This window comes from Dictyobacter halimunensis (genome assembly GCF_036245075.1).
Genome location: NZ_BSRI01000002.1, coordinates 5,386,783 through 5,407,809, shown reverse-complemented (window position 1 = coordinate 5,407,809; position 21,027 = coordinate 5,386,783). Strand labels below are relative to the sequence as shown.

Here is a 21,027-nt window from a genome sequence, read left to right as displayed (position 1 = left end):
ATTACTCTATGGCAATATCATCGAGCTGTTGGCGCTTCCCCGAGAAGACGTTCAGGTCGACATAACCAGGGATACCCGTGACGTGACCACGGCTGTTGTATTGCCAGAAGGTCCAACGCTGGACACTACTCCATTGCACGGGAGTGTAGACGTCGCGGATCCAGATAGTGTAATCGTCAAAGTTGCCCTCGATGTATTCTGCGTAGCGGCTGCGATCGGTATAAATAATCGGTCGGATGCCGTAGTATTGCCGCAAGCGTCCCAGGAAGGTCTTAAGCTCGCGCAACATGCTGCTATGGTCGGCGCCCGAAACCTCCAGGTCCAGCACCGGCGGCAACATGCCAGCCTCTTTGGGCACCATGCTGATAAAGTTGTTGGCCTGCTCGCCGCCGGTGCGATAGTCGGTATAGAAATGGTAAGCGCCACGCAGCAGTCCCTGCTCCCTGGTGCCGCGCCAGTTGGCCTGAAAATAGGCGTCCTTGTAGCTGCGGCCCTCGGTCGCCTTGATAAAGACAAACGAGCACTGGCCCGAGCGGGCCACGCTCTCCCAATCGATCCGCCCCTGATAGCTCGATACATCAATGCCGCGCACGCCGTAGTCCGATACGAATAACGTATTGGGCCAGATTGTTCCGGTGTACAGCAACAGGGCCAGCGTCAGCAGGCACAGCAAGGCCAGCACACCGGGCAGCCACAGACGCTTCTTCCATGCTTGCCATCTCACAACCAGTACCAGGCTCCTTCCATAAACTCTATAGCGTGTGGCTACTCCCAGACATCGCGTGGATAGGTCTGCTTCGCCCGCGCGCTCGCCTGCAGATCGATATCCAGCGTGATAAAAGGCTCCTGCCGCGAGGTTACGGTCAGCACCTCTCCCTCGGGATCGACGATCACTCCACGTCCAAGAAACAGGTGCTCATCGACACGATTGGAGGAGATCACAAACGCGCCGGAGGCGATGGCGGCCATGCGCAGGGCGACGATCCAGCGTTCGTAGTTCAGGCTTGAGGCCCGCGGCACAGCGATGATATTGGCCCCCTGCCGGCCATAATACCTGGCCCACTCACTAAACATCACTTCGGTACAGATCAGGAAGCCGATCGACAGATCGCCTCCCGGCCGGACCAGCGAGAAGTCGCGCCGGTTGCGATCAAACCAGTTGCGCTCGTAGAAGTCCTCTTCATTGGGGAAATAATATTTATCGTGCACCCCCTGGTAACCCGCAGCCGGCGTCCAGCAGAAGCCACGATTGAAGTGCCGCCCCTCTTCGGTTACCAGGCGGGTCCCTAGCACAGTTGCCGGGGACAGCGCGGACAGCGAGCCCATCCCCGCATCATGCTCGCGCTGCGCCCGCTGCCAGGCCTCGGCGTCGAACTCCGGCGTCCTGGCGAACCAGGCGGAAAACGGCAGCTCCGGCAGCAGCACCAGCTCGCTCCGCTGCTCGCGGACATAGACGACAAATTCTTCCCAGACTCCCTCGAACGCCTTGCGGTCATCCGGAAATTCACACACGGTCACCTTCATAAATTGTTCTCTCCACCAGTCTTGTCTGTATTCGACACAGAAGATGCATAGCTCATCTTTATCTCTGCCCCTATTATCCACTATTTCCGGACAGAAGGAAAGAACAACAGCTGCCACTGGCGCCGATTTCCAGATTCGGCGGTCAAAGCAAGAAAGAGTCAGCAGAGGCTCACTGGCGGCATTCCTCCCACCCCCTGGTCCTTCTGGGGGTCGCCATAGGGGCGCGGCCTTGAGCCGCAAGCCCGCGTTTGCCGGCTGGAGGCCAGCCTGGGGGCGCCACGCCCCCAGGCTTTTTTATCGGGATCAGGATTCGAGCAGGGGGAGGGTGAACCAGAAGGTCGATCCCTGACCGGGTTCGCTCTCCACGCCAACCTGACCATGGTGCAAGTTGATGATCGTCTGGCAGATGTGCAGGCCCAGACCCATGCCCTGCCCGCTGCCAGCCTGGACGGGGATGTCGGGATCCTGGTAGAAGCGCTCCCAGATCTGCCGCTGCTGCTGGGGATTGAGGCCGGGTCCGCGATCGCGTACCCAGACGCGCGCCTGCCTCTCCTGTTCGTCGACCTCGATGCCGACGGTAATTTCTTTATCGGCTGGCGCGTATTTGATGGCGTTGGTCAGGTAGTTGTTGATCACCTGCCCGATGCGCCCCGGGTCCGCCATCACCGCCAGCGCTTCCAGGCCGGGCTCGACCTGCAGCTCAATCTGACGATGAGGGGTGCCGGAACGCTGATCTAGCACGACCTCCCTGACGACCTCGACCAGGTTGCATGTTTGCAGGGAGAGATCAAGCTTGCCCGATTGGATACGCGAGACATCCAGCAGATCGTTGATCAGGCGCTTCTGCGTCTCGATCTGGCGGGCCGCCCGCTCCAGCAACTGCGTCAGCAGGGCGTGCATCTGCCGCAGTTCGTCGATCGAGGGCGGCGTCGACTGCTGCAGATCCGTCGCGAGCCGCTTCAGGCGCCGCTGGGAGAGCTGAATGTTTCCCTTGATGGCGGTAATCGGGGTGCGCAGCTCGTGGCTGACCATGTGCAGGAACTCGTCCTTGCGCCGGTCGGCCTCCTCCAGCGCCACCAGCAGGGTCTCGACCCGCTTGCGCGCTCGCACCTGCTCGGTGACATCGACCGCGTGAACGAGGATGCCATCGATGCTGCCCGTGGCGTCGTATGCGGCCTGGTAGACAAAGTTAAAGTACACGTCCTCCAGCTCTCCATTGCCCTGGCGGTCAAGGCGCACCAGCATCTCGTTACCGTAGAAGGGCTCTCCAGTGCGATAGACCTGGTCCAGCAGCTTTATGAAGCCCTGCCCGTTCAGTTCTGGCAGTGCGTCTCGGATCGGCTTGCCGAGCAGGTCCTCGCCGGCGCGTCCAACGATCTCCGCGTAGCCGGCATTGGCCAGGGTGAAGACATGCGTGGGACCGTTTAAGACGGCGATGACGGCGGGGGCCTGCATGAACAGATCGTGCAGGCGCTGGCGCGCGCTTTCGGCCTCGCGCTGCAGGCGGGCGATTTCGAGCCGTGCCTGCACACGGGCAAGAAGTTCGCGGGCAGAAAAAGGCTTGGTCAGATAATCATCGGCTCCCGACAGCAGTCCTTCCAGGGTGGCCTCCTCGCCCGCGCGGGCCGAGAGCAGCAGGAATGGAATGTTGTGCGTGGCCAGGTCGCCGCGCAGGGTGGATAGCAGGGTGAAACCATCCATGCCGGGCATCATGACGTCGCTGATAATCATATCCAGCTGCTCGGCCCTGGCTACCTCCAGGGCCTCAAAACCATTCGAGGCCAGGTACACACTATAGGAAGGGGAGAAAAGATGGTCCAGGTAGTCGCGCATGTCGGCGTTATCATCTACGACCAGCAGCCTGGGCTTTCGGCCCTCGCGATCATTGACAGGCAGGCGCGTCGAGACCAGCGCGCCGGTCGAGAGCGAGGGCGCGATCTCAGCTGGCCGCCTGTGCTCCTCGGGTAGCCAGCGCAGGACCTCCTCGACGTAGGGGAGTGCGCCCACCGCGGAGGGGGGCAGCGCGTGTTCCAACTCTATGCGATCAGGTGGCAGGTGGGCGTAGCCACGCGGGATGCGAATGGTGAAGGTGCTGCCAACGCCCGGCTGGCTCGCGACAGAGATGGTCCCTCCGTGCAGGCGCACCAGTTCCTGCACCAGCGAAAGGCCGATGCCCGATCCTTCCTGGGTGCGCGCCTGGACCTGACGCACGCGGTAGAAACGCTCGAAGAGATGCACCTGATCCTCAGGCGATATGCCGATGCCGCTGTCCTGAACCGCCAGCACGGCGTCTGCGCCCTCCAGGCGCAAGGAGACGTGGATGCCGCCGCTCAAGGTATATTTGAAGGCATTCGAGACCAGGTTGAGGACGATCTTCTCCCACATCTCGCGATCCACATAGATCGGCTCGGGCAGCGGCTCGCAATCCACCTGCAGCCACAGGTGCGCCTTCTCGATGGCCGATCGAAATGAACTGACCAGGTCGCGGGTCAGCTGCGCCAGGTCGGTCGGCATATAGAGGGCTTCGATGCGACCGGCCTCGATGCGCGAGAAGTCCAGCAGCGTATTCACCAGCTTGAGCTGGCGCAGCTCGTTGCGGCGCACCATCTCCAGGTGCGTACGCTGCTCCTCGGTCAGTGGATGGGAGCGGTCCGCCAGCACGGTCTCCAGTGGACCCAGTGCCAGCGTCAGCGGCGTTCTGAACTCGTGGCTGATATTATGGAAGAAGGTGGTCTTGGCACGATCAAGCTCAGCCAGCGCCTCAGCACGCTCCTGCGCGTCCTGGTAGGCGCGCGCCGCCGCGCAGGCGGTGGCGACCTGGCCGGCCAGCAATGTCAGGAAGCCGCGATAGTCATCATCAAATATCTGGTGTGGGTTGATGCCCGCGATCAAAAAGCCATATGGTTCCGCCTGGCCAGCCTGCGCTACCGGCAGCACCAGCGCCTTGCCTGGCAAGCCAGCATCTTCCAGCCTTCCATCCCCATTGATACCCTGCAAACGCTCCGCGACATCGTCCAGCAACAGCGCTTCCTGCAGCTGCATAACCCGGGAAAATGGCCACAGCGCGTGCTCCTCATCTATAATTTCGCATTCTTCAATCAGAGCCCGCATGTCTTTGGGCCAGTGGCTCGCGGCGACCAGCCGCGCCTGCGTCCCGTCGTCGGGTGAGAGCAGATAGAGCAGAGAGAATGGCACATCATCAGGATATTCAAGCAATGTATGGGCGGCCATCTCACACACATCCTGCAGGGTGCGTGCCTCAGCTGTGCTGGCGGCCAGGGCGCGCAGACCACGCATGCGACGCTCCCCCACCACCTGCGCCGTCGTCTCGGTCACCGCCGTAAAGATACCCGCAATGTTGCCATCTTCATCACGAATGGGGCTATACGAAAAAGTGAAGTATGATTCTTCCATGAAGCTGCTGCGCTTGATCAGCAAGGGCAGGTTCTCGGACCACGTGGCTTTCCCGTCATTCATGACCCCCTCTAACATCGGCCCGATGACGTCCCAGATCTCCGACCAGTAGTTGAAGCCTGGCCGTCCCAGCGCGTGAGGATGTTTCTCGCCAAGGATGACCGCGTACGCGTCGTTGTAGAGCATCACATACTCCGGCCCCCACCAGATAAGCATCGGAAACTGCGACGCCAGGCAGATGCTGACCGCTGTACGCAGGCTCTGCGGCCAGTCCTCCACCGCCCCCACCGGAGATGAAGCCCAGTCATACGCGCGCATCAGCTGGCCTACTTTGCCGCCATTCGCAAATGTATGATCCTGATCATCCAGATAGATCATGTCAGCCGATATATCATCCATAACATTACTCCTCTGCTGTACCGCCTGCTCTGCGCGCGCGTTATGTGGCGCTTCTATGCCTGCTCATATCGCCACATTCAAATACCAGGTATATCGTCAATCCCACCCCCCATAGCTCCAGACTATCTCCTCATTGTAACTTCTTTACTTCAGCGTCACAAGCATCTCCAGCTCGCATCCATATCTTCCTGGCTATCTCTTTCTCTATTATGAGATGAATAACGCACCCAAAACGGGGCTAGAAATGAGAGATTCGAACGATAAAATAAAAAGATGAGCCCGCCGTTCGCTAGCTGGACCATTATAACCGGTATTATTGTATCGCGAAAAGGGGTCGCCGTCTATCAGACGGGGACCGTAAGTGCTGGGTTTGCCCCGGCTTTGCCGCGTAGCGGCCCCGTTCCCGGACGCACACCTCCAACACAACACGCCGGACCCCTTTCTTAAAGGGGTCCGGCGTGTTGTGTTGGAGGTATCAGGGCTTGCCCCGGCTACTTTTCGCGCTCGGAGTCGATGAAGCTGACCTGTTGGGGGAGGGTACGCAGCTTGCGCAGGCGCGCATCGCACAGCCAGATCACGCTGAGCAATGTCCCGACGGCGCCGCACAACAGCGTGCCCCTCAGCCCGATCCACCCCTGTAGTCCGCCCGCCAGCAGCGCGCCCAGCGGGACAGCGCCTAGTGATAACCAGCTATAGCTGGCGGTGACGCGCCCTAAAAATTCGCGGGGGGCCAGCGCCTGCCGTAGGCTTGGATAGTAGATGTTGCCGCACGAGAGCCCGACCCCGTTGAATATAAAGGCCGCCATGAGCAGGAGGATTTTGAGTAACTGGGGTCCGGCAGCCAGGGGGAGCAGGATGAGGGGCAGGCACTCAATAAGACCCGTATAAATGAGCGCTGGACCCAGACCAACGCGTCGCGCGAGAGGACCAGCCAGCAGCGAGCCTCCCAGGGCCCCGATGCTTCCGGCGGCGATGATGGTTCCCAGCAGGGCCGGCGCGATCTGCAGCTCACGAGTGGCGTAGACGACGAAGAGCGCCATCATGACCTGGCTAAACAGGTTATATGTCATGGCCGCCAGGGCCAGCAGGCGCAGATAGGGATTGTGAAAGGTCAGCTGCAAGCCCGCCCCGATCTGCCTCCACATAGAACCGGCTGTCCGCGTAGACGCAGGAGCCTCCTCACGCTGGCGAATGAGCAGGACACCCAGCGCTGAGACGAGAAAGGAGCAGGCGTCAAACAGGAGGGCGAAGGGCGCCGTCAGGAGCTGAACCAGCAGGCCGCCCAGACCCGGCCCGCCGATCTGGGCCACCGAGCTGCTCAGCTGCAGCTTGCTGTTTCCCTCTACCAGGTGCTCGCGCCCCAGGATAGCGGGCAGATACGCTTTATACGCCAGGTCGAAGATCACGGTGAACAGGCCAACCAGCAGGGCCACCAGGTAGACCAGCTCGATGCGCAGCAGATGCAGAGCGGCGGCGAGCGGCAGCAGTCCCAGCAAAACGGCGCGACAGAGATCAGCAATAATCAGCAGCGGTCGGCGACGATGACGGTCTACCCACCATCCGGCGAACAGCGGAAAACAGAGATAGGGCGCCCAGAGGACGGCGTTGAGCAACGTCACCTGCAGGGCCGTCGCGCGCAACGTCAGAATAACCAGCAGCGGCAGCGCCAGGTTCGTGACCTGGGAGCCCAACAGCGAGACGGTCTCGCCGGCCCATAACTTCAAAAAGTCGGGGGAGCGCCAGAGCTGTCCCGCCCGCACCTTGAGACGCATAGTATATAAGCCTTTCTTCTTTATCAGCACCCTATCAGCACCCTTTTCACGCAAGATGAGCCAGGAGCAGGCGCAAGCCAACCACGGCTCCGATCCCGATGATGAGCGAGAGGAGCATGTTGCGCGTGCGGACGAACGTCAGGACGGTTGCCAGCGACGCTCCGATCTCGGGCACGCCCGTGTTGAAGATAGCCGGCGCGATCAGCGCGACCAGAATGGTGCCCGGCAGAACATTCATCCAGGACCTGAGCCATCCGGAAAGCTCCACGCGGCTCATGAGCCAGACGCCGGCGACGCGCGTCAGGTAGGTAACCGCAGCCATGCCCAGGATCGTGAGCAGCGCACTCAGGTTAGTCTGCATGGCGCATCGCTCCTACTACGCTGCCACACAGCGCGCCTAGCAAGATATACCAGTTGCCGGGAATCAGCCGCGCGGCCACGACCGCCACCACAGCGCTCACCAGCCAGGGCAGGATGTCGGCCTTCCCTTTCCACATGCCTAGCAGCAGCGTGAGGAAGACCGCCGTAAACGCGAAGTCCAGACCCCAGGCTGCCGGATCGGCGATACCACCACCGAGCCAGCATCCCAGCAGCGTCGAACCGATCCAGCCGACAAACATGAGCAGTCCGCTGCCCAGCAGAAAGGCCGCGTCCCTCCGCTCACGCGCGAACTCCCCCATCGTCAATGCCCAGGTCTCATCAGAGAGAAAAAAGAGCGTGCCATAGGCTTTCAGCGGTGGCAGCCGTCTCCACCAGGGCGAAAGCGTCATCCCCATCAGGACCATGCGCAGGTTCACCAGTAAGGTGGTCAATACGATGGGCCAAAACACCGGCGGCAGGCTCCAGAGGTGCAACACCAGCAGTTGAGCGGAGCCAGCATAGACGAGCGCGCTCATCAAAAACACCTCCAACAGGCTCTGATGGCTCTGATGTGCCAGCACACCAAAGACCAGCCCATCAGCGCACCCTCCAACAGCGAGGGGCCACGCCTGCCGCGCACCCGCCAGCGCGCCCTTAAACCCAAAAGTCACTTCCCCCGCCGCCTCACGATTATTATCCACGTACACCGTTTCGGACATGCATCGGTCTCCTTCGATTCAAACCTGAAATACGTAGCTTGTAATTCCCAAATGCCCTATCTTACCATTACAACGACCCGCATTGAGCATAAGTAACACCCAAAATTGCATTATGGGCATTACTTATGATAAAGTAGGAGTGTGTCAAACACGCTTTTTACTGGTGTGGGTATGCGCTCCCACGCGCGCGTCCGCTACGCGGCCGCACCGTTTTTTTATGTTGGGGCCTGGGGAGGCGCATCCGCGCCTCCCCAGGCCCCAACATAAAAATGGATTGTTGAGCATGGAAGCAAAAGAATGGATTGTTGAGCATGGAAGCAAAAGAATGGATTGTTGAGCATGGAAGCAAAAGAATGGACTGTTGAGCATGGAAGCAAAAGAATGGACTGTTGAGCACAGAAGCGAAAGGAGCGCGCTGTGAGGGAAATGATCTGGCTCGATCTGGTCAATACAGACTGGCATGATTATCGTGGTAGCGGACGGCACGAGGACCGTCTGCTGCGGCCCGGCATGCTTGAGCAGCTGCTTGAGCATTGGGGCATCGAGGGTATGGAGCAGGCGACGGACGAAACAATCGCCGGACTGCAGCGGCTGCGTGCGCTGATCCAGCTCGTCATTCATCCCCTGCTGGAAAAGCGTCTGCCGGAACAGGATGAGCTGGCAGCCCTGAATGTCTACCTTGAACAGGCCCCCACACGTCTGCTCGTGTCCCGCGATGAACAGCTCATACAGCTGCAGCAACTTCCCTGCCGACGCGACTGGTCCTGGGTCTATGGCGAGATCGCCGCCTCATTCGCCCATACGCTGGCCGAGCGTGATCCCTTCCGCATCAAACAATGCGAGAATCCCGACTGCCTCTGGACCTACTACGACGAGAGCAGCACCGCCAGCCGCCGCTGGTGCGAAGGTCCGTGCGCCAACATCATGCGCGTCCGCCGCTACCGCGCCCGCCACCATCCAACCCCCCCGTAGGTGCCGGGCTTGCCCCGGCTTCCCTCGCCTTACCCTCCCGTAGGTGCCGGGCTTGCCCCGGCTTCCCTCGCCTTACCCTCCCGTAGGTGCCGGGCTTGCCCCCGGCTTCCCTCGCCGAGTGCGCACATTCATTTAAAAAGGGGAACGCACCTGGAGGAGAGATGTTCTTTTTTTTGGGGCATTGTATGGCACACAATTGAATTGCGCGCAATTCAATTGTGTGCCATACAATGCCCCAAAATATATAATATGGTAGACGGTGACGCTTGAGCAAAAAAACGACTGCGAAAGGATTTTGCGATGCGTATTATGGATCTGGTGGCCGGAGATACGGACGACGTGAGGCAGGCGGCAGCACTGCTGGTGGCGGGGTTTCGCGACCACTCACCCCATCCGTGGCCGGATATGCCTTCGGCGCTGGCCGAGGTAGAGGAGTCGCTGGCGCCCGATCGCCTGAGCCGCGTGGCACGCGACGAGGAAGGAACGGTTCTGGGATGGATCGGCGGCATTAGCCAGTACGACGGCCATGTGTGGGAGCTGCATCCGCTGGTGGTACACGTGGGATATCAGGGACAGGGGATCGGGCGGGCGCTGGTCAATGATCTGGAGAAGCTGGTGCGGGAGCGCGGCGGTCTGACGATAACGCTGGGGACCGATGATGATAGTGGACAGACGACGCTCTCTGGGGTCAATCTCTTTCCCGACGTCTATACCCATGTCGCGCGCATCCAGAACCTGCGGCACCATCCCTATGAGTTCTATCAGAGGCTTGGCTACACCATCATCGGCGTCATCCCCGACGCCAATGGCATCGGCAAACCCGATATCTTGATGGCAAAGTCGCTGGCGAGCCGGGCAGATGGTTAAGGCACGATACCGCTCAGGCGTGGTTAGTAGCCACGCCTCCAGGTGCTATAGAGGCCAGCACAACCCAAAACGACGGCACAGATACCAACCAGGCTAAACAGGCATTCGCTGGTAAAAAAGGAATACAGTCCTGCGATCCCTGGCATAATACGGCCCATGATGTATATGGCCAGGGCAACACCTCCAAAGACGATCAAAATATTTTCGTTTGGCCAACGCTGGAACATGGTATCCATCCTTTAACTGCGATGTGCACTATTATACGTTTTTAATTGCGCTCCTCGCTACTGTGCGTTCCTCTTTCTACTCTTCTACTAATACGCTGACAACCATAGCTTCGCTTCACCGCAAGCCTCTTCATCATACCACGTTTTAGCGTGCACCAACCGTTATCTCTCCTATCCGATCCACGAAACCGCGCGCAGCCGCGTTTGTTTGACAGCGGGACCCCTTTGTGGCATGCTTGTAAGCAGTTACTCATCACATCACCATCAGGAGCTCACTTTGGACCATACCTCTATAAGGTAGCATCTTCTGGTTCTGGCCGGCTCACACTATCACATGCCGGCATACATACGCTAGACGCGCGCTACACCATGCGGGCGTTATTTCTCGTGCTCGTTCCCCTCCCGCTTCCATCCAGCGAAACTTTTTCTCAGTGATACGAAAAGCTTTGTTTGGAAGGAAACGTCTTCTCATGGATCGCATCTCTACGTCGCCAGAAGAGGGGCCGGCCACGCAGACCGTCCGGCCGCTGTGGCGCAATGTTGATTTCATGCTGCTCTGGAGCGGGCAGCTCATCTCGATCCTGGGCACCAATGTCTCGGGACTGGCGCTGCCGCTGCTGATACTGGCGCTGACACATTCGCCGGCCCAGGCGGGATTGTTCGCGGCCGTGCGTCAGCTGCCCTATCTGCTGATCAGCCTGCCAGCCGGCGCGCTAATCGATCGCTGGGATCGCAAGCGTACGATGATCTGCTGCGACCTGCTGCGCTGGCTGGCGCTGGGCTCGGTGCCGCTGGCCTTCGCGCTGGGACACCTGACGCTGCTCCAGCTCTACCTGGTGGCCCTGTTCGAGGGGAGCGCCTATGTGCTCTTTAGCCTGGCACAGATCTCGGCGCTGCCCCACGTGGTGGCGCCGCACCAGCTGCCGCGCGCCTACGCGCTGGATACCACCATCGAGTACACGGGTACGCTGCTCGGTCCCGGCCTGGGAGCGTTTATTATCGGCCTGGCTCCGGTGGTACAGGTAGGCGCTATCATCGGCTACCTGGTCGATAGCGTCTCGTACCTGCTCTCGGGACTCTCGCTGCTGCGCGTGCGCGCCTCGTTCCAGGTGGCGCGCGCGGACCAGGAAACGCCGCGCCGACTCTATCACGGGATCGCCGAGGGGCTGCGCTTCCTGTGGCGACACCGCGCGCTGCGCCTGCTGGCCCTGCTGACGGCGCTGGTCAATTTCCTGCTCAGCCCGCTGGAACTGGCGCTGATCATCCGGGCCCAGAGCCAGCTGCATCTGAGCGTCCAGTTCGTCGGCCTGATCTTCAGCGTTGGCGGCGTGGGAGGCATTCTGGGCGGCCTGCTCGCCCCCTGGCTGCACGCACGCCTGCGCGGCGGGCAGATCCTGTGCGCAGCGCTGATCATCTGGATCGGCGCTGCGCTGCTGCTGGCTCTCTCGTCCTGGCCCGGATCGCTGCTGATCGGCAAGTTCCTGTTCAGCTTTAGCTGGCCGCCCTACGGCGTAACGGTGGTCGCCTACCGCCTGCGCCAGACGCCCGATGCCCTGCAGGGACGCGTCAATAGCGCCTTTCGCAACCTCACCTATGGCAGCGAGCCGCTCGGATCGGCCCTGGGCGGTCTCCTGCTGGTCGCCCTGGACGCCCGCATCGTCTTTGGCCTGATAACGGCCGGCCTGGCCGCCGCCCTGCTCCTCGCCATCTTCACCCGCCTGCGCCGAATCTAAGAGTGTGCCAGGCACACTTCTTACTGGCACGCTTGAGCGCCCCCGCTCGGGCGTCCGCATACGCAGCCGCCCCATTTTTTAGGAGGTGGTGCAAATGCACCCCCTGACATTGCACCACCTCCTAAAAAATCAATTGAGCGTCGAAGGCGCGTAGAGTCAGGGGTCGCAGACACGCCACGCACAGCTCGCAGACATTTTCTCATAAAAGTTCCCCTGCGGGAACTTTTATATGCTCTTGTTCGTCTTCTTTATAGAAGAAGGAGGATGTCGTCATGATAAACAAACGTTCCGTCATCATTTCCGTTATGATCGTGCTCTGCCTGAGCATGCTGGCCGCCTGTGGCAACGCGAGCCAGGATGATCAAAAGGCTTCGCAGCAGCCTCCTCAGCACCCAACCACAAAGCCGACGCCGACTCCCGTCCCCCGTGTGCGGCCGCCGCATCGCAAGATCCCGGCCGAGCCGACGCCAACGCCGCAACCAAATCCACAACCGGGACCAACCCCGACACCCGGCAACCCCAATCCCAACCCTGGCGGCCTCCAGGTCACCGTCAATCAGGCCAGCTACTCACGCACGGACGCCATCAGCGTCACCATCAGCAATGGTCTGGGCCAGACCATCTATCTCACCACCCCCAGAACCAGCTGCACCCTCGCCCAGTTGCAGATGCTCGTCAACGGCAGCTGGACCCCCGTCGGACGCTGCGTCCACATATCAGCGACGCCCACCCGGCAGCTAACCGCCAACGGCAACCTGAACCAGACCATCCAGCCCCAGAACGCCTTCGGCGTTCTCCATAGCGTCCCCCGCTGGCAGCCCGGCACCTACCGAGTCAGCATCACCTACACCACCACCTACGATCCCGACACCGTCGGCGGCGGCCAACAGGCCACCTCCCCCACCTTCACCATCACATAAAACACATATCCACGCACCTCCACACCCGCGATGCATCGTTGTGGAGCGAGAAAAATCGGCCGCGAGGGCCGAATCTACATCTCACATTTCATTTTTATATTGGTGCATGGGGCACAGATGCGCCCCATGCACCAATATAAAAAACCAGCGCGGCCGCGTAGCGGACGCACCTGCGGGAATGCTCACGTACCCCTATAAAATGTTTTTTGCATGTCAAAAAAGGCGCGAAGGCAATGAATTATACATAACAACGCATAATTTAGGGTAGGAACATTCTATTGACAATTCGCGATTATATTGACTTTTCTGAATTGGCAGGGTATGCTTAGAGACGCGTGAGTATTTACGGTGCTTTGTGCCAGAGGCACCCTTTCCATTTTGCTGTCGCGCTTCTCTTGCCAATCGATGCATCGGGGGATAGCATCGGTCATTCTATGAAGAGCTTTCGTGGATCGTTCGTTTATAGGTTATAAGCTGACATGCGTACATAAGCTTGTAATCATGTTAGTTAGTGTTTCGGTTCAGACCTAAATAGACAATCATCAATGTAATTGACCTGTCTGCCTGGCTGGCTGGGTTAGTCAGAGCAGAAGTATCAGATAAGGGTGGTTATTTAACCATATGTCAGCGCGCGGCACGATGTCTATCTATCTATCCCCCTCCATATTCAAACCGTAGTTTCGGAGACGAAGAGACGGAGGTTATGTTTCGCATGATGCGTTCCTCTCTATTACGCCGGTATAGTATCTTTGGCATTTGCGCTGTGGCCATGCTGGGGATCTCGGCCTTTCTCATTCCTTCGGCGGCTGCCTACCCTATTCAGCCGAACTTTAACCATTTTCTGTATACTAATCATGACGATTCTCAGTACGATGATAATGAGCAGCCGGGGACCGATGCGGCCGCGCTGGCACAGCAGGCGTACGATGATCGTGCCTATCCTCATCAGTTTATCGATGCGACGCAGGCCAACAACGCTTATAACGCGAACCAGGCCCTGGCGTCCCATCCAATTCCAACCGGCGACTCGCAGAGCCGCGCCAATCGGGGCTGGCAGTTCGCGGGCCCCTCGGACCCCGAGGCAGTGAGCCAGGCGACCTACACGGGCCGCCCGACGGCGGTCTCGGGTCGCGTGACGGCGATCGTGGTGGCTAACGATTGTAATGCCACGGTCTGTCACGTCTGGCTGGGCGCGGCCGGCGGCGGCGTCTGGCGCACGGATAACGCGCTGGCGGCCAAGCCGACCTGGAAGTCGGTCAATAATGGCATTCGCTCCAACGCCATCGGCTCGCTGGCCCTGGATCCCAATGATCACAGTGGCCGTACGATCTATGTCGGTACGGGCGAGGAGAATGGCTCCAGCGATTCTGAGGCTGGCGTGGGCCTGTACAAGTCTACCGACTTCGGCGATCACTGGCAACTGGTTCCGGGCAGCTTCCCGGCCGCCAAGGATCGCTCGATCGGCTCGGTAGCGGTCGATCCGACCAACGCGAAGCACATCTACATCGGCACCGACGTGGCTCGCCATGGCTCGTCGTCATCTAACGGTGGTCGCTATTCACCGCCCGGCGCTCCCAAAATTGGTCTGTACGAGTCGAAGGACGGCGGTCGCACCTTCTCGCTGGTCTTCAGCAAAGAGTCGGATGTGGTCGATCCCAATAGCCCCAATGGCAGCGACTTCTTCCGTGGCGGCGTAAGCAAGATCCAGTTCAACAGCACTGGCCTGCCGGCCGGCGTTGGACCACAGGTCTACTTCTCGGTCTTTGATTATGGCGTCTATCGCTCGGCCAATGGCTCGTTCGAGCAGGTCTTCGCTTCAGCTGGCGGTGGCACGGTAGCCAATAGCCTGTCTGCACGCACCGAGTTCTCGCTGGCTCCGATGGGTCAGAAGCTGCGCATCTATGTCGGCGATACCGGCAATGCGCCGGCCGATTTCTATCGCGTCGATGACGCCAACGTTCCGGCGGCGACGCTGACCAACGGCACCAGCAATCCCGGCTGGATCAAGCTGTCGAATCCGACAAAAGGTACACCGGGCTTCTCTTCCTACGACTATTGTAGCGGCCAGTGTTCCTATGATATGCCGGTCGCCTCACCTCCGGGACGCCCCAATGACGTCTGGATCGGCGGTCAGATGCAGTATGGCGAGATCACCCCGACCGGCGCGCCCTCTAATGGTCGCGCGGTACAGCGTTCAACCAACGCCGGCGTGAGCTTCACCGATATGACCGATGATACCCAGTCGCCACCACTGGGCATGCACCCGGACCAGCACGCGATCGCGTTCGATCCCAATAATCCCGATATCGCCTTCCTGGGCTCCGATGGCGGCCTGGTTCGCACCAGCGGCCAGTTCGCGGATACCAGCAGCGAGTGCGCCACCCGTGGCCTGACCGGTCCCAACCTGGTCGACTGCCAGATGTGGCTCAAGGCCATCCCGACGCGCATCTTTAGCATGAACCAGGGTCTGGCCACGATCCAGTTCCAGAGCCTGACCGTCAATCCTCAGGATCCTAAACACGATGTGATCGGCGGCACGCAGGATAACGGTACCTTCAATTCGACCTCCGATCCGGCGACCTGGATTCAGAATGTCGGCGGCGATGGTGGTCAGACGGTGATCGACGCTGGCAATCCCAACATTCGCATGCATACCTACTATGGCCCACAGGGTGACGTCAACTTTAAGAAGAATGATCCCTCGGGCTGGGATTGGTTCGGTGATCCACTGGCAAACAGCGGAGAGGGTGCCTCCTTCTACATACCACTGATCGGCGATCCCAAAGTCAGCCAGACGATGTTTGCGGGTCTGGAACATGTCTGGCGCACCCAGGACAGTGGTGGCCCGCAGGCGTACATGGATCAGCACTGTAACGAGTACACCGGCGACTTCGCAGCGACCTGCGGCGACTGGGTGCCACTGGGCAATAACCTGGTGAACTCCACCTATGGCACCGATAAGTCTGGTAGCTACGTGGTGGCGATTACCCGCGCGCCCAGCGACAGCCAGACGATGTGGACCGCGACCCGCCGTGGCCGCCTCTTCATCTCGCTGAACGCCAATGCGGCAGCCAAAGATGTGGCCTTCACGCGCCTGGATACCCCGGCGCAGCCGACGCGCTTCATCAGCGGCATCGCCGTCGATCCCAAGGACAAGTATCATGCCTATGTAACCTATTCCGGTTACAACGCCTATACACCAACGACGCCGGGACACGTCTTCGACGTCCACTACAATCCAACCACGAAGACCGCGACGTGGAAGGATATCAGCTATGACCTGGGCGATCAGCCTATCACAGGCGTTGCCTACGATAGCGTCACCGGTGACCTGTATATCGCCACCGACTTTGGTGTCGGCCGCCTCAAATCCGGCCACAACCACTGGCGCCCGGCGGCCAAAGGACTCCCGGTCGTCGCCGTCTATAGCCTGACGATCTCGAATTCCGGTCGCGTGCTCTACGCCGCCACCCATGGTCGCGGCGCCTGGCGCCTCGACCTCTAGCGTGGCCCACAGACACCGCGATACTCACGACGCAAACGCGCCCCCACGGGCGCGCCTTCCACCAGGGGTCCCGACTCAACGACGAGTCGGGACCCCTTTCCTTATAAAAGAGACAATTTTCCTTCAACTTCAACAATATCCTTATATAAACTTGCTTATATAAGGATATTGTGTTAATATGTTTACATCATATTATTTACATAAAGATTGGTTGAGATACAGAGCAACCCCGGCCGTAGGCGAGGATGCCGGGGGCACCCTCAACGCCCCCTCGCGGAATACGTTCAATTTGATCAAATGCATGAAGATAAAGAAGAGAAGCAGTACGTGCGGGGCTTGCCCCCGCTTCCTTCCTCGCCGCTCGAAAGAGCAAACAACAGGATGCTATGCATCCCATGCTACCGTTCCTGGTCGCTTTGAAGGGGCTTTTCCTCGTGGGGAGCAAGCAAGCGGGGGCAAGCCCCGCACGTACTGGGGTCTTTTCCCGTTTTGCACGTTCTTCAATTGAATGTATTGCCGCGAGGCGGCCCCGTACCCGGGCGCGCATGTTTCACCAACGACGCACCTTCCAAACCAGAGATACCAACAGGTTACACAGAAAGGTTTAACAACATGAATACATCCTTTTCACCATTCACAACCCGTCGAGAGTCCTTCGCCAATGACCTGACCGTGCGCGTCGACGAGCGCGGCAATGGTCGCGCCATGCTCGTCTTGCATGGTGGCGGCGGACCACAGACCGTGATGGGCCTGGCGCATCCACTGTCCGAACACGCGCATGTGCTCGTGCCGACGCACCCCGGCTTTGAGAACGAGCCACGACCCGACCACTTCGCCAGCATCGGTGATCTCGCCCTGACCTATCTTGAACTGCTGGCGCGGCTCGACCTGCGCGACGTCATCGTCATTGGATCCTCGATGGGCGGCTGGATCGCCGCCGAGATGGCCCTACGCGACGCCTCGCGCCTGAGCGGCATTGTCCTCATCGACGCGGTCGGCATCCAGGTCGACGGTCAGCAGATCGCTGACGTGTTCACACTATCTCCTGATGAGATAGCGGCGCTCAGCTTCCACAATCCGGCCGCCCTCCCAACTGCCTCGACCACCATGAGCCCCGAGCAAGCCGCCATCAGGGCCGGCAACTTTCGGGCGCTCAAAGTCTACGACCAGGAACTGGGCATGGCCGATCCGCGGTTGAGAAGCCGCCTGGGACACGTGGATCTACCGGTGCTGGTCATCTGGGGCGAGAGCGATCGCGTCGTCACCCCTGACTATGGCCGTGCCTACGCCCAATCGTTCCCTCACGCCCGCTTTGAGCTCATCACCGAGGCCGGCCACCTCCCACAGATCGAGCAGCCCGCCCGCCTGCACGCCCTCGTATCCCAGTTCGCCAACGACTAAAACCAGTTTGATTGTTCACGCAAAAACACATAAAATAGTAATCAGGCTCATTTGCCTGCAATCATACACTCAACCTGATATCTCTTAAATATCATGGATGAAATCCAAATGGAGGACATAGATGTCAACATATCCATCCTTTCAGCGTATCAACCTCAAAGATCTTTACCAGCGCATCACCGACGATTATCAAAATTTTATCGTCAACGAAGTCGATGAGAGTTGCATGCATCTCGCGGTGATGACAGGAACATACCCCTGGCATCGTCATCCCGATGCAGATGAGTTGTTTCTGGTTCTCGAAGGCGAACTGATCATCGAATTCAAGGAACACGAGGCCGTGACGCTGCACCCCTACGAGATCTTCACCATCCCCGCCGGCATCATTCATCGCACACGTACGACGCAGCGGTCGGTCAACCTCTGCTTTGAGCATACACAGGCCACCACAGAATTCGTCTAAACCCGCTTGGTAAGAAGAGAAGCAGTATGTGTGGGCGAGCATGCTGGAAGCATGCTCGCCCACACATACTGCTTCTCTTCTTGCATTTCCTTAACCATCCGGCAAGCATCTCGCATTGGGACATCATCAAAGGCATTTTTTTACGCCAATGGTAATCGTTTGCCGATAAACCATTGATTCCTCAACCATGCATGTATTATTATTAATATGTATGAAGATGACGTTCAACGGATTGCACGTCATGAACTAGGAGGAATCCTGAAATGGCTAAGAAAGTCGTCTATTCTCTCCTCGCCTGTTGTCTCCTCTATTTTCTTGTACAGTCAGTACAGCCTCACGTTGTCCTTGCCAGTTCACACGACAATAACGTTGAGTGGAATGGCCTATTTAGCGACCAGGGTCCCCTGTACGATAGTGCGCTTGAGCCGACGTGCTCAACGGCGATTACGCTCTCGCTGCGTACCTTCCACTACGATGCTACCAGCGCCAACATCAAGTACTACGATACGGCCGATAGCAGCTTCCACTGGGTGGCGATGAGCTTCTCCAATACGGACGCGACGCAGCGCTTCGACATCTGGAAAGGGACGATCCCGGCCAGCTGTTCGATCAAGTACTATCGCTTCCAGATCAACGATGGCACGGCCACGGCCTGGTATAACGCGGCCGGACCCTCCTCTAGCGAGCCGTCGAGCAGCGATTTCTATGTGCTGCCGAACTTTTCGACGCCGCAGTGGGCCAAAAATACCGTGATGTACCAGATCTTCCCCGATCGCTTCTACAACGGCAGTACCAGCAACGATGTGCAGACCAATCAGTATAGCTACCTGGGCTATCCGACCGAGCACAAAGCCTGGGGCGCCAGCCCGGTCGCCGATAGCGGCTATTCCAATAGCACGGTCTTCTTCGGTGGCGATCTGCAGGGGGTCGATCAGAAGCTGAGCTACATCAAGAAAACGCTGGGCGCCAACTCCATCTATCTCAATCCTATCTTTACCTCGCCCTCCAACCACAAGTACGATACCCAGGACTACAATAACGTCGATCCCGCGCTGGGTGGCAACTCGGCCTTCAGCCAGCTGGTCAGCGACATCCACAGCAGTTCTAACGGACCGGCCGGTCACGTGGTGCTCGATGGCGTGTTCAACCATACCGGGACCTGGGATCAGTGGTTCAATGAGTACAATACCTATCCCGGCGTGACCGGCGCCTACCAGAGCCAGAGCAGCCCGTACTACCACTACTATACCTTCCAGCAGTGGCCCAACCAGTATTCGACCTTCCTCGGCTATACCAGCCTGCCTAAACTGGACTACGGCGCCAGCGGCTCGGCGGTGCGCAACGCCATCTATGGTTCGACCAGCTCGATCGCGCAGTACTGGATTCGCCAGTATGGCGTGGATGGCTGGCGGCTCGACGCGGCCCAGTACGCCGACGCCGGCGGCAACAATGGCAGTGACTCCACCAACCACCAGATCTGGCAGGAGTTTCGCAATGGTGTCAAGAGCGCCAACTCCAACGCCCTGATCTTCGGCGAGTACTGGGGCAACGCCAATTCCTGGACCAACGGTAGCCCTTCGCAGTGGGATAGCGCCACCAACTACGATGGCTTTACCCAGCCGGTCTCCGAGTGGATCACCGGCAAAGACTACAACGGCAATGCCGCCTCGATCGGGGTGTCGCAGCTCGATAGCTGGCTGCACGGCACGCGCGCCAACTATCCCACGCCTGTACAGGAGGTGATGCCCAACTTCCTGTCGAGCCACGACATCACCCGCTTCGGCCAGCGCGCCGGCGGCGATATCTGGAAGACCTACCTGGCCGCCTTCATGCAGATGACCTATGTCGGCCTGCCGACCATCTACTATGGCGACGAGTACGGCATGCAGGGCGGCGCCGATCCCGATGATCGTCGCACCTTCGATTGGAGCCAGGGCAGCACCAGCAACTCGGCCGTCGCCCTCTTCCAGAAGCTGATCTCGATCCGCAACAGCTATTCTGCCCTGCGCACCGGCTCGTTCATCACCCTGGCTACCGACGACACCAACAAGATCTATTCATTTGGACGTATGGACCAGAACAACCGCATCGCCGTCGTGCTTAACAACGACAGCACCACGCACAGCGAGACCATCCCGGTCTACCAGCTCAGCGTCACCGACGGCAGCCAGCTCACCGACAAGGTCAGCGGCCAGGTCTACACCGTCCAGAACGGACAGGTCACCGTCTCCGTCCAGGGCCACTACGGCGCCATTCTCGTCCAATAACCCGTCCCCCTTCTCTAATAGAGAAGCTCGCAAGAGAGCCTGCCGCACGATCACGCGGCAGGCTCTCCCCATATGTTCGGACCTCGCGTCCGATTTCCCCTCCACTCACGGCAACGCCACCCCCGTAGGTGCGGGGCTTGCCCCCGCTTGGCTGCGAAGCGGCCCCGTGCCCGGGCGCGCACCTTCCACCAACGGTACCATCTCCCCTCTCAAAGGGGCGCCAGCGTGGCATGTTGAATGTATTGGTCCTTGCGCCCGATTCCCCCTCCACGTACACCAATGCCCACTCAAACGATCGATGATATTTTTGAGCCTTGCGTGTTTAATGGACATGTTCATATGAGGGGGGGAAATCGGGCGCAAGGCCCGAACCTACGGTTGTAACGTGTCATACGCCAACAAGGTGATCCGCACTCCTTGACGATCCCAGCCCTCCTGAGTTATGGTAGACACGAAGCAAATATCCGGCACAATCTACCATAAC

15 protein-coding genes are annotated in these 21,027 nt (G+C 59.3%); 8 read left to right on the top strand and 7 right to left on the bottom strand.

The genetic code is table 11. The annotated features are described in order from the left end of the window. Position 1: 1 nt before the first annotated feature. The 6 genes from AABA21_RS36505 to AABA21_RS36480 all read right to left on the bottom strand — a co-directional run bounded on the left by AABA21_RS36505 (position 2) and on the right by AABA21_RS36480 (position 8,188). The gene (locus AABA21_RS36505) at positions 2-724 is read right to left on the bottom strand and encodes a GH25 family lysozyme (RefSeq protein WP_338257791.1); all 723 of its coding nucleotides are present in this window, start codon (positions 722-724) and stop codon (positions 2-4) included. Between the two features lie 41 nt (positions 725-765). Further along, positions 766-1,524 carry a carbon-nitrogen hydrolase family protein gene (locus tag AABA21_RS36500; protein WP_338257789.1) on the bottom strand — a complete coding sequence of 253 codons (759 nt, stop codon included), beginning with the start codon at positions 1,522-1,524 and terminating at the stop codon, positions 766-768. A gap of 303 nt (positions 1,525-1,827) precedes the next feature. Beyond that, positions 1,828-5,337, bottom strand: coding sequence for an ATP-binding protein (locus tag AABA21_RS36495; RefSeq protein ID WP_338257788.1), 3,510 nt, complete (start codon positions 5,335-5,337; stop codon positions 1,828-1,830). A 491-nt stretch (positions 5,338-5,828) separates the two neighbouring features. Beyond that, positions 5,829-7,109, bottom strand: coding sequence for an MFS transporter (locus AABA21_RS36490; protein ID WP_338257787.1), 1,281 nt, complete (start codon positions 7,107-7,109; stop codon positions 5,829-5,831). Between the two features lie 46 nt (positions 7,110-7,155). Further along, positions 7,156-7,470 (bottom strand): AzlD family protein, encoded by a 315-nt coding sequence (locus AABA21_RS36485; protein WP_338257786.1) that lies wholly within the window; start codon positions 7,468-7,470, stop codon positions 7,156-7,158. Then, positions 7,460-8,188 carry an AzlC family ABC transporter permease gene (locus AABA21_RS36480; protein ID WP_338257785.1) on the bottom strand — a complete coding sequence of 243 codons (729 nt, stop codon included), beginning with the start codon at positions 8,186-8,188 and terminating at the stop codon, positions 7,460-7,462. The genes AABA21_RS36485 and AABA21_RS36480 overlap by 11 nt, the downstream gene beginning before the upstream one ends. A 426-nt stretch (positions 8,189-8,614) precedes the next feature. On the opposite strand from AABA21_RS36480, the gene AABA21_RS36475 reads away from it, so the two are divergent. Together AABA21_RS36475 and AABA21_RS36470 are read left to right on the top strand one after the other, a co-directional pair. Next, positions 8,615-9,160, top strand: coding sequence for a CGNR zinc finger domain-containing protein (locus AABA21_RS36475; RefSeq protein ID WP_338258528.1), 546 nt, complete (start codon positions 8,615-8,617; stop codon positions 9,158-9,160). A 300-nt stretch (positions 9,161-9,460) separates the two neighbouring features. Then, a complete protein-coding gene (locus AABA21_RS36470; protein WP_338257783.1) occupies positions 9,461-10,027 on the top strand; it encodes a GNAT family N-acetyltransferase in 567 nt (188 codons plus the stop codon). A 23-nt stretch (positions 10,028-10,050) separates the two neighbouring features. Here AABA21_RS36470 and AABA21_RS36465 read toward each other — a convergent pair whose 3' ends face one another. Beyond that, positions 10,051-10,254, bottom strand: coding sequence for a hypothetical protein (locus AABA21_RS36465; RefSeq protein ID WP_338257781.1), 204 nt, complete (start codon positions 10,252-10,254; stop codon positions 10,051-10,053). Positions 10,255-10,724: 470 nt separating this feature from the next. Here AABA21_RS36465 and AABA21_RS36460 point away from each other — a divergent pair, with 470 nt between their 5' ends. From AABA21_RS36460 to AABA21_RS36435, 6 genes are all read left to right on the top strand, one after another. Next, the gene (locus tag AABA21_RS36460) at positions 10,725-11,987 is read left to right on the top strand and encodes an MFS transporter (protein WP_338257779.1); all 1,263 of its coding nucleotides are present in this window, start codon (positions 10,725-10,727) and stop codon (positions 11,985-11,987) included. 272 nt (positions 11,988-12,259) lie between these two features. Further along, the gene (locus tag AABA21_RS36455) at positions 12,260-12,907 is read left to right on the top strand and encodes a hypothetical protein (protein ID WP_338257777.1); all 648 of its coding nucleotides are present in this window, start codon (positions 12,260-12,262) and stop codon (positions 12,905-12,907) included. Positions 12,908-13,610: 703 nt separating this feature from the next. Next, positions 13,611-16,412 (top strand): WD40/YVTN/BNR-like repeat-containing protein, encoded by a 2,802-nt coding sequence (locus AABA21_RS36450; RefSeq protein WP_338257775.1) that lies wholly within the window; start codon positions 13,611-13,613, stop codon positions 16,410-16,412. Positions 16,413-17,024: 612 nt separating this feature from the next. After that, a complete protein-coding gene (locus AABA21_RS36445) occupies positions 17,025-17,813 on the top strand; it encodes an alpha/beta fold hydrolase (RefSeq protein ID WP_338257774.1) in 789 nt (262 codons plus the stop codon). Positions 17,814-17,934: 121 nt separating this feature from the next. Beyond that, complete coding sequence (locus tag AABA21_RS36440; RefSeq protein ID WP_338257772.1) at positions 17,935-18,276, top strand: cupin domain-containing protein; 342 nt, start codon at positions 17,935-17,937, stop codon at positions 18,274-18,276. Positions 18,277-18,539: 263 nt separating this feature from the next. Beyond that, on the top strand, positions 18,540-20,543 hold the full coding sequence (locus AABA21_RS36435) for a glycoside hydrolase family 13 protein (RefSeq protein ID WP_338257770.1): 2,004 nt from the start codon (positions 18,540-18,542) through the stop codon (positions 20,541-20,543). Positions 20,544-21,027 lie beyond the last annotated feature (484 nt).

What these genes read in the sequence shown, in the direction of transcription:
- AABA21_RS36475 (WP_338258528.1), top strand. Translation starts at nt 8,615, where the DNA reads ATGATCTGGCTCGATCTGGTCAATACAGACTGGCATGATTATCGTGGT.
- AABA21_RS36445 (WP_338257774.1), top strand. Translation starts at nt 17,025, where the DNA reads ATGAATACATCCTTTTCACCATTCACAACCCGTCGAGAGTCCTTCGCC.
- AABA21_RS36455 (WP_338257777.1), top strand. Translation starts at nt 12,260, where the DNA reads ATGATAAACAAACGTTCCGTCATCATTTCCGTTATGATCGTGCTCTGC.
- AABA21_RS36490 (WP_338257787.1), bottom strand. Translation starts at nt 7,109, where the DNA reads ATGCGTCTCAAGGTGCGGGCGGGACAGCTCTGGCGCTCCCCCGACTTT.
- AABA21_RS36485 (WP_338257786.1), bottom strand. Translation starts at nt 7,470, where the DNA reads ATGCAGACTAACCTGAGTGCGCTGCTCACGATCCTGGGCATGGCTGCG.
- AABA21_RS36460 (WP_338257779.1), top strand. Translation starts at nt 10,725, where the DNA reads ATGGATCGCATCTCTACGTCGCCAGAAGAGGGGCCGGCCACGCAGACC.
- AABA21_RS36435 (WP_338257770.1), top strand. Translation starts at nt 18,540, where the DNA reads ATGGCTAAGAAAGTCGTCTATTCTCTCCTCGCCTGTTGTCTCCTCTAT.
- AABA21_RS36440 (WP_338257772.1), top strand. Translation starts at nt 17,935, where the DNA reads ATGTCAACATATCCATCCTTTCAGCGTATCAACCTCAAAGATCTTTAC.
- AABA21_RS36500 (WP_338257789.1), bottom strand. Translation starts at nt 1,524, where the DNA reads ATGAAGGTGACCGTGTGTGAATTTCCGGATGACCGCAAGGCGTTCGAG.
- AABA21_RS36495 (WP_338257788.1), bottom strand. Translation starts at nt 5,337, where the DNA reads ATGGATGATATATCGGCTGACATGATCTATCTGGATGATCAGGATCAT.
- AABA21_RS36450 (WP_338257775.1), top strand. Translation starts at nt 13,611, where the DNA reads ATGTTTCGCATGATGCGTTCCTCTCTATTACGCCGGTATAGTATCTTT.
- AABA21_RS36470 (WP_338257783.1), top strand. Translation starts at nt 9,461, where the DNA reads ATGCGTATTATGGATCTGGTGGCCGGAGATACGGACGACGTGAGGCAG.
- AABA21_RS36480 (WP_338257785.1), bottom strand. Translation starts at nt 8,188, where the DNA reads ATGTCCGAAACGGTGTACGTGGATAATAATCGTGAGGCGGCGGGGGAA.
- AABA21_RS36465 (WP_338257781.1), bottom strand. Translation starts at nt 10,254, where the DNA reads ATGTTCCAGCGTTGGCCAAACGAAAATATTTTGATCGTCTTTGGAGGT.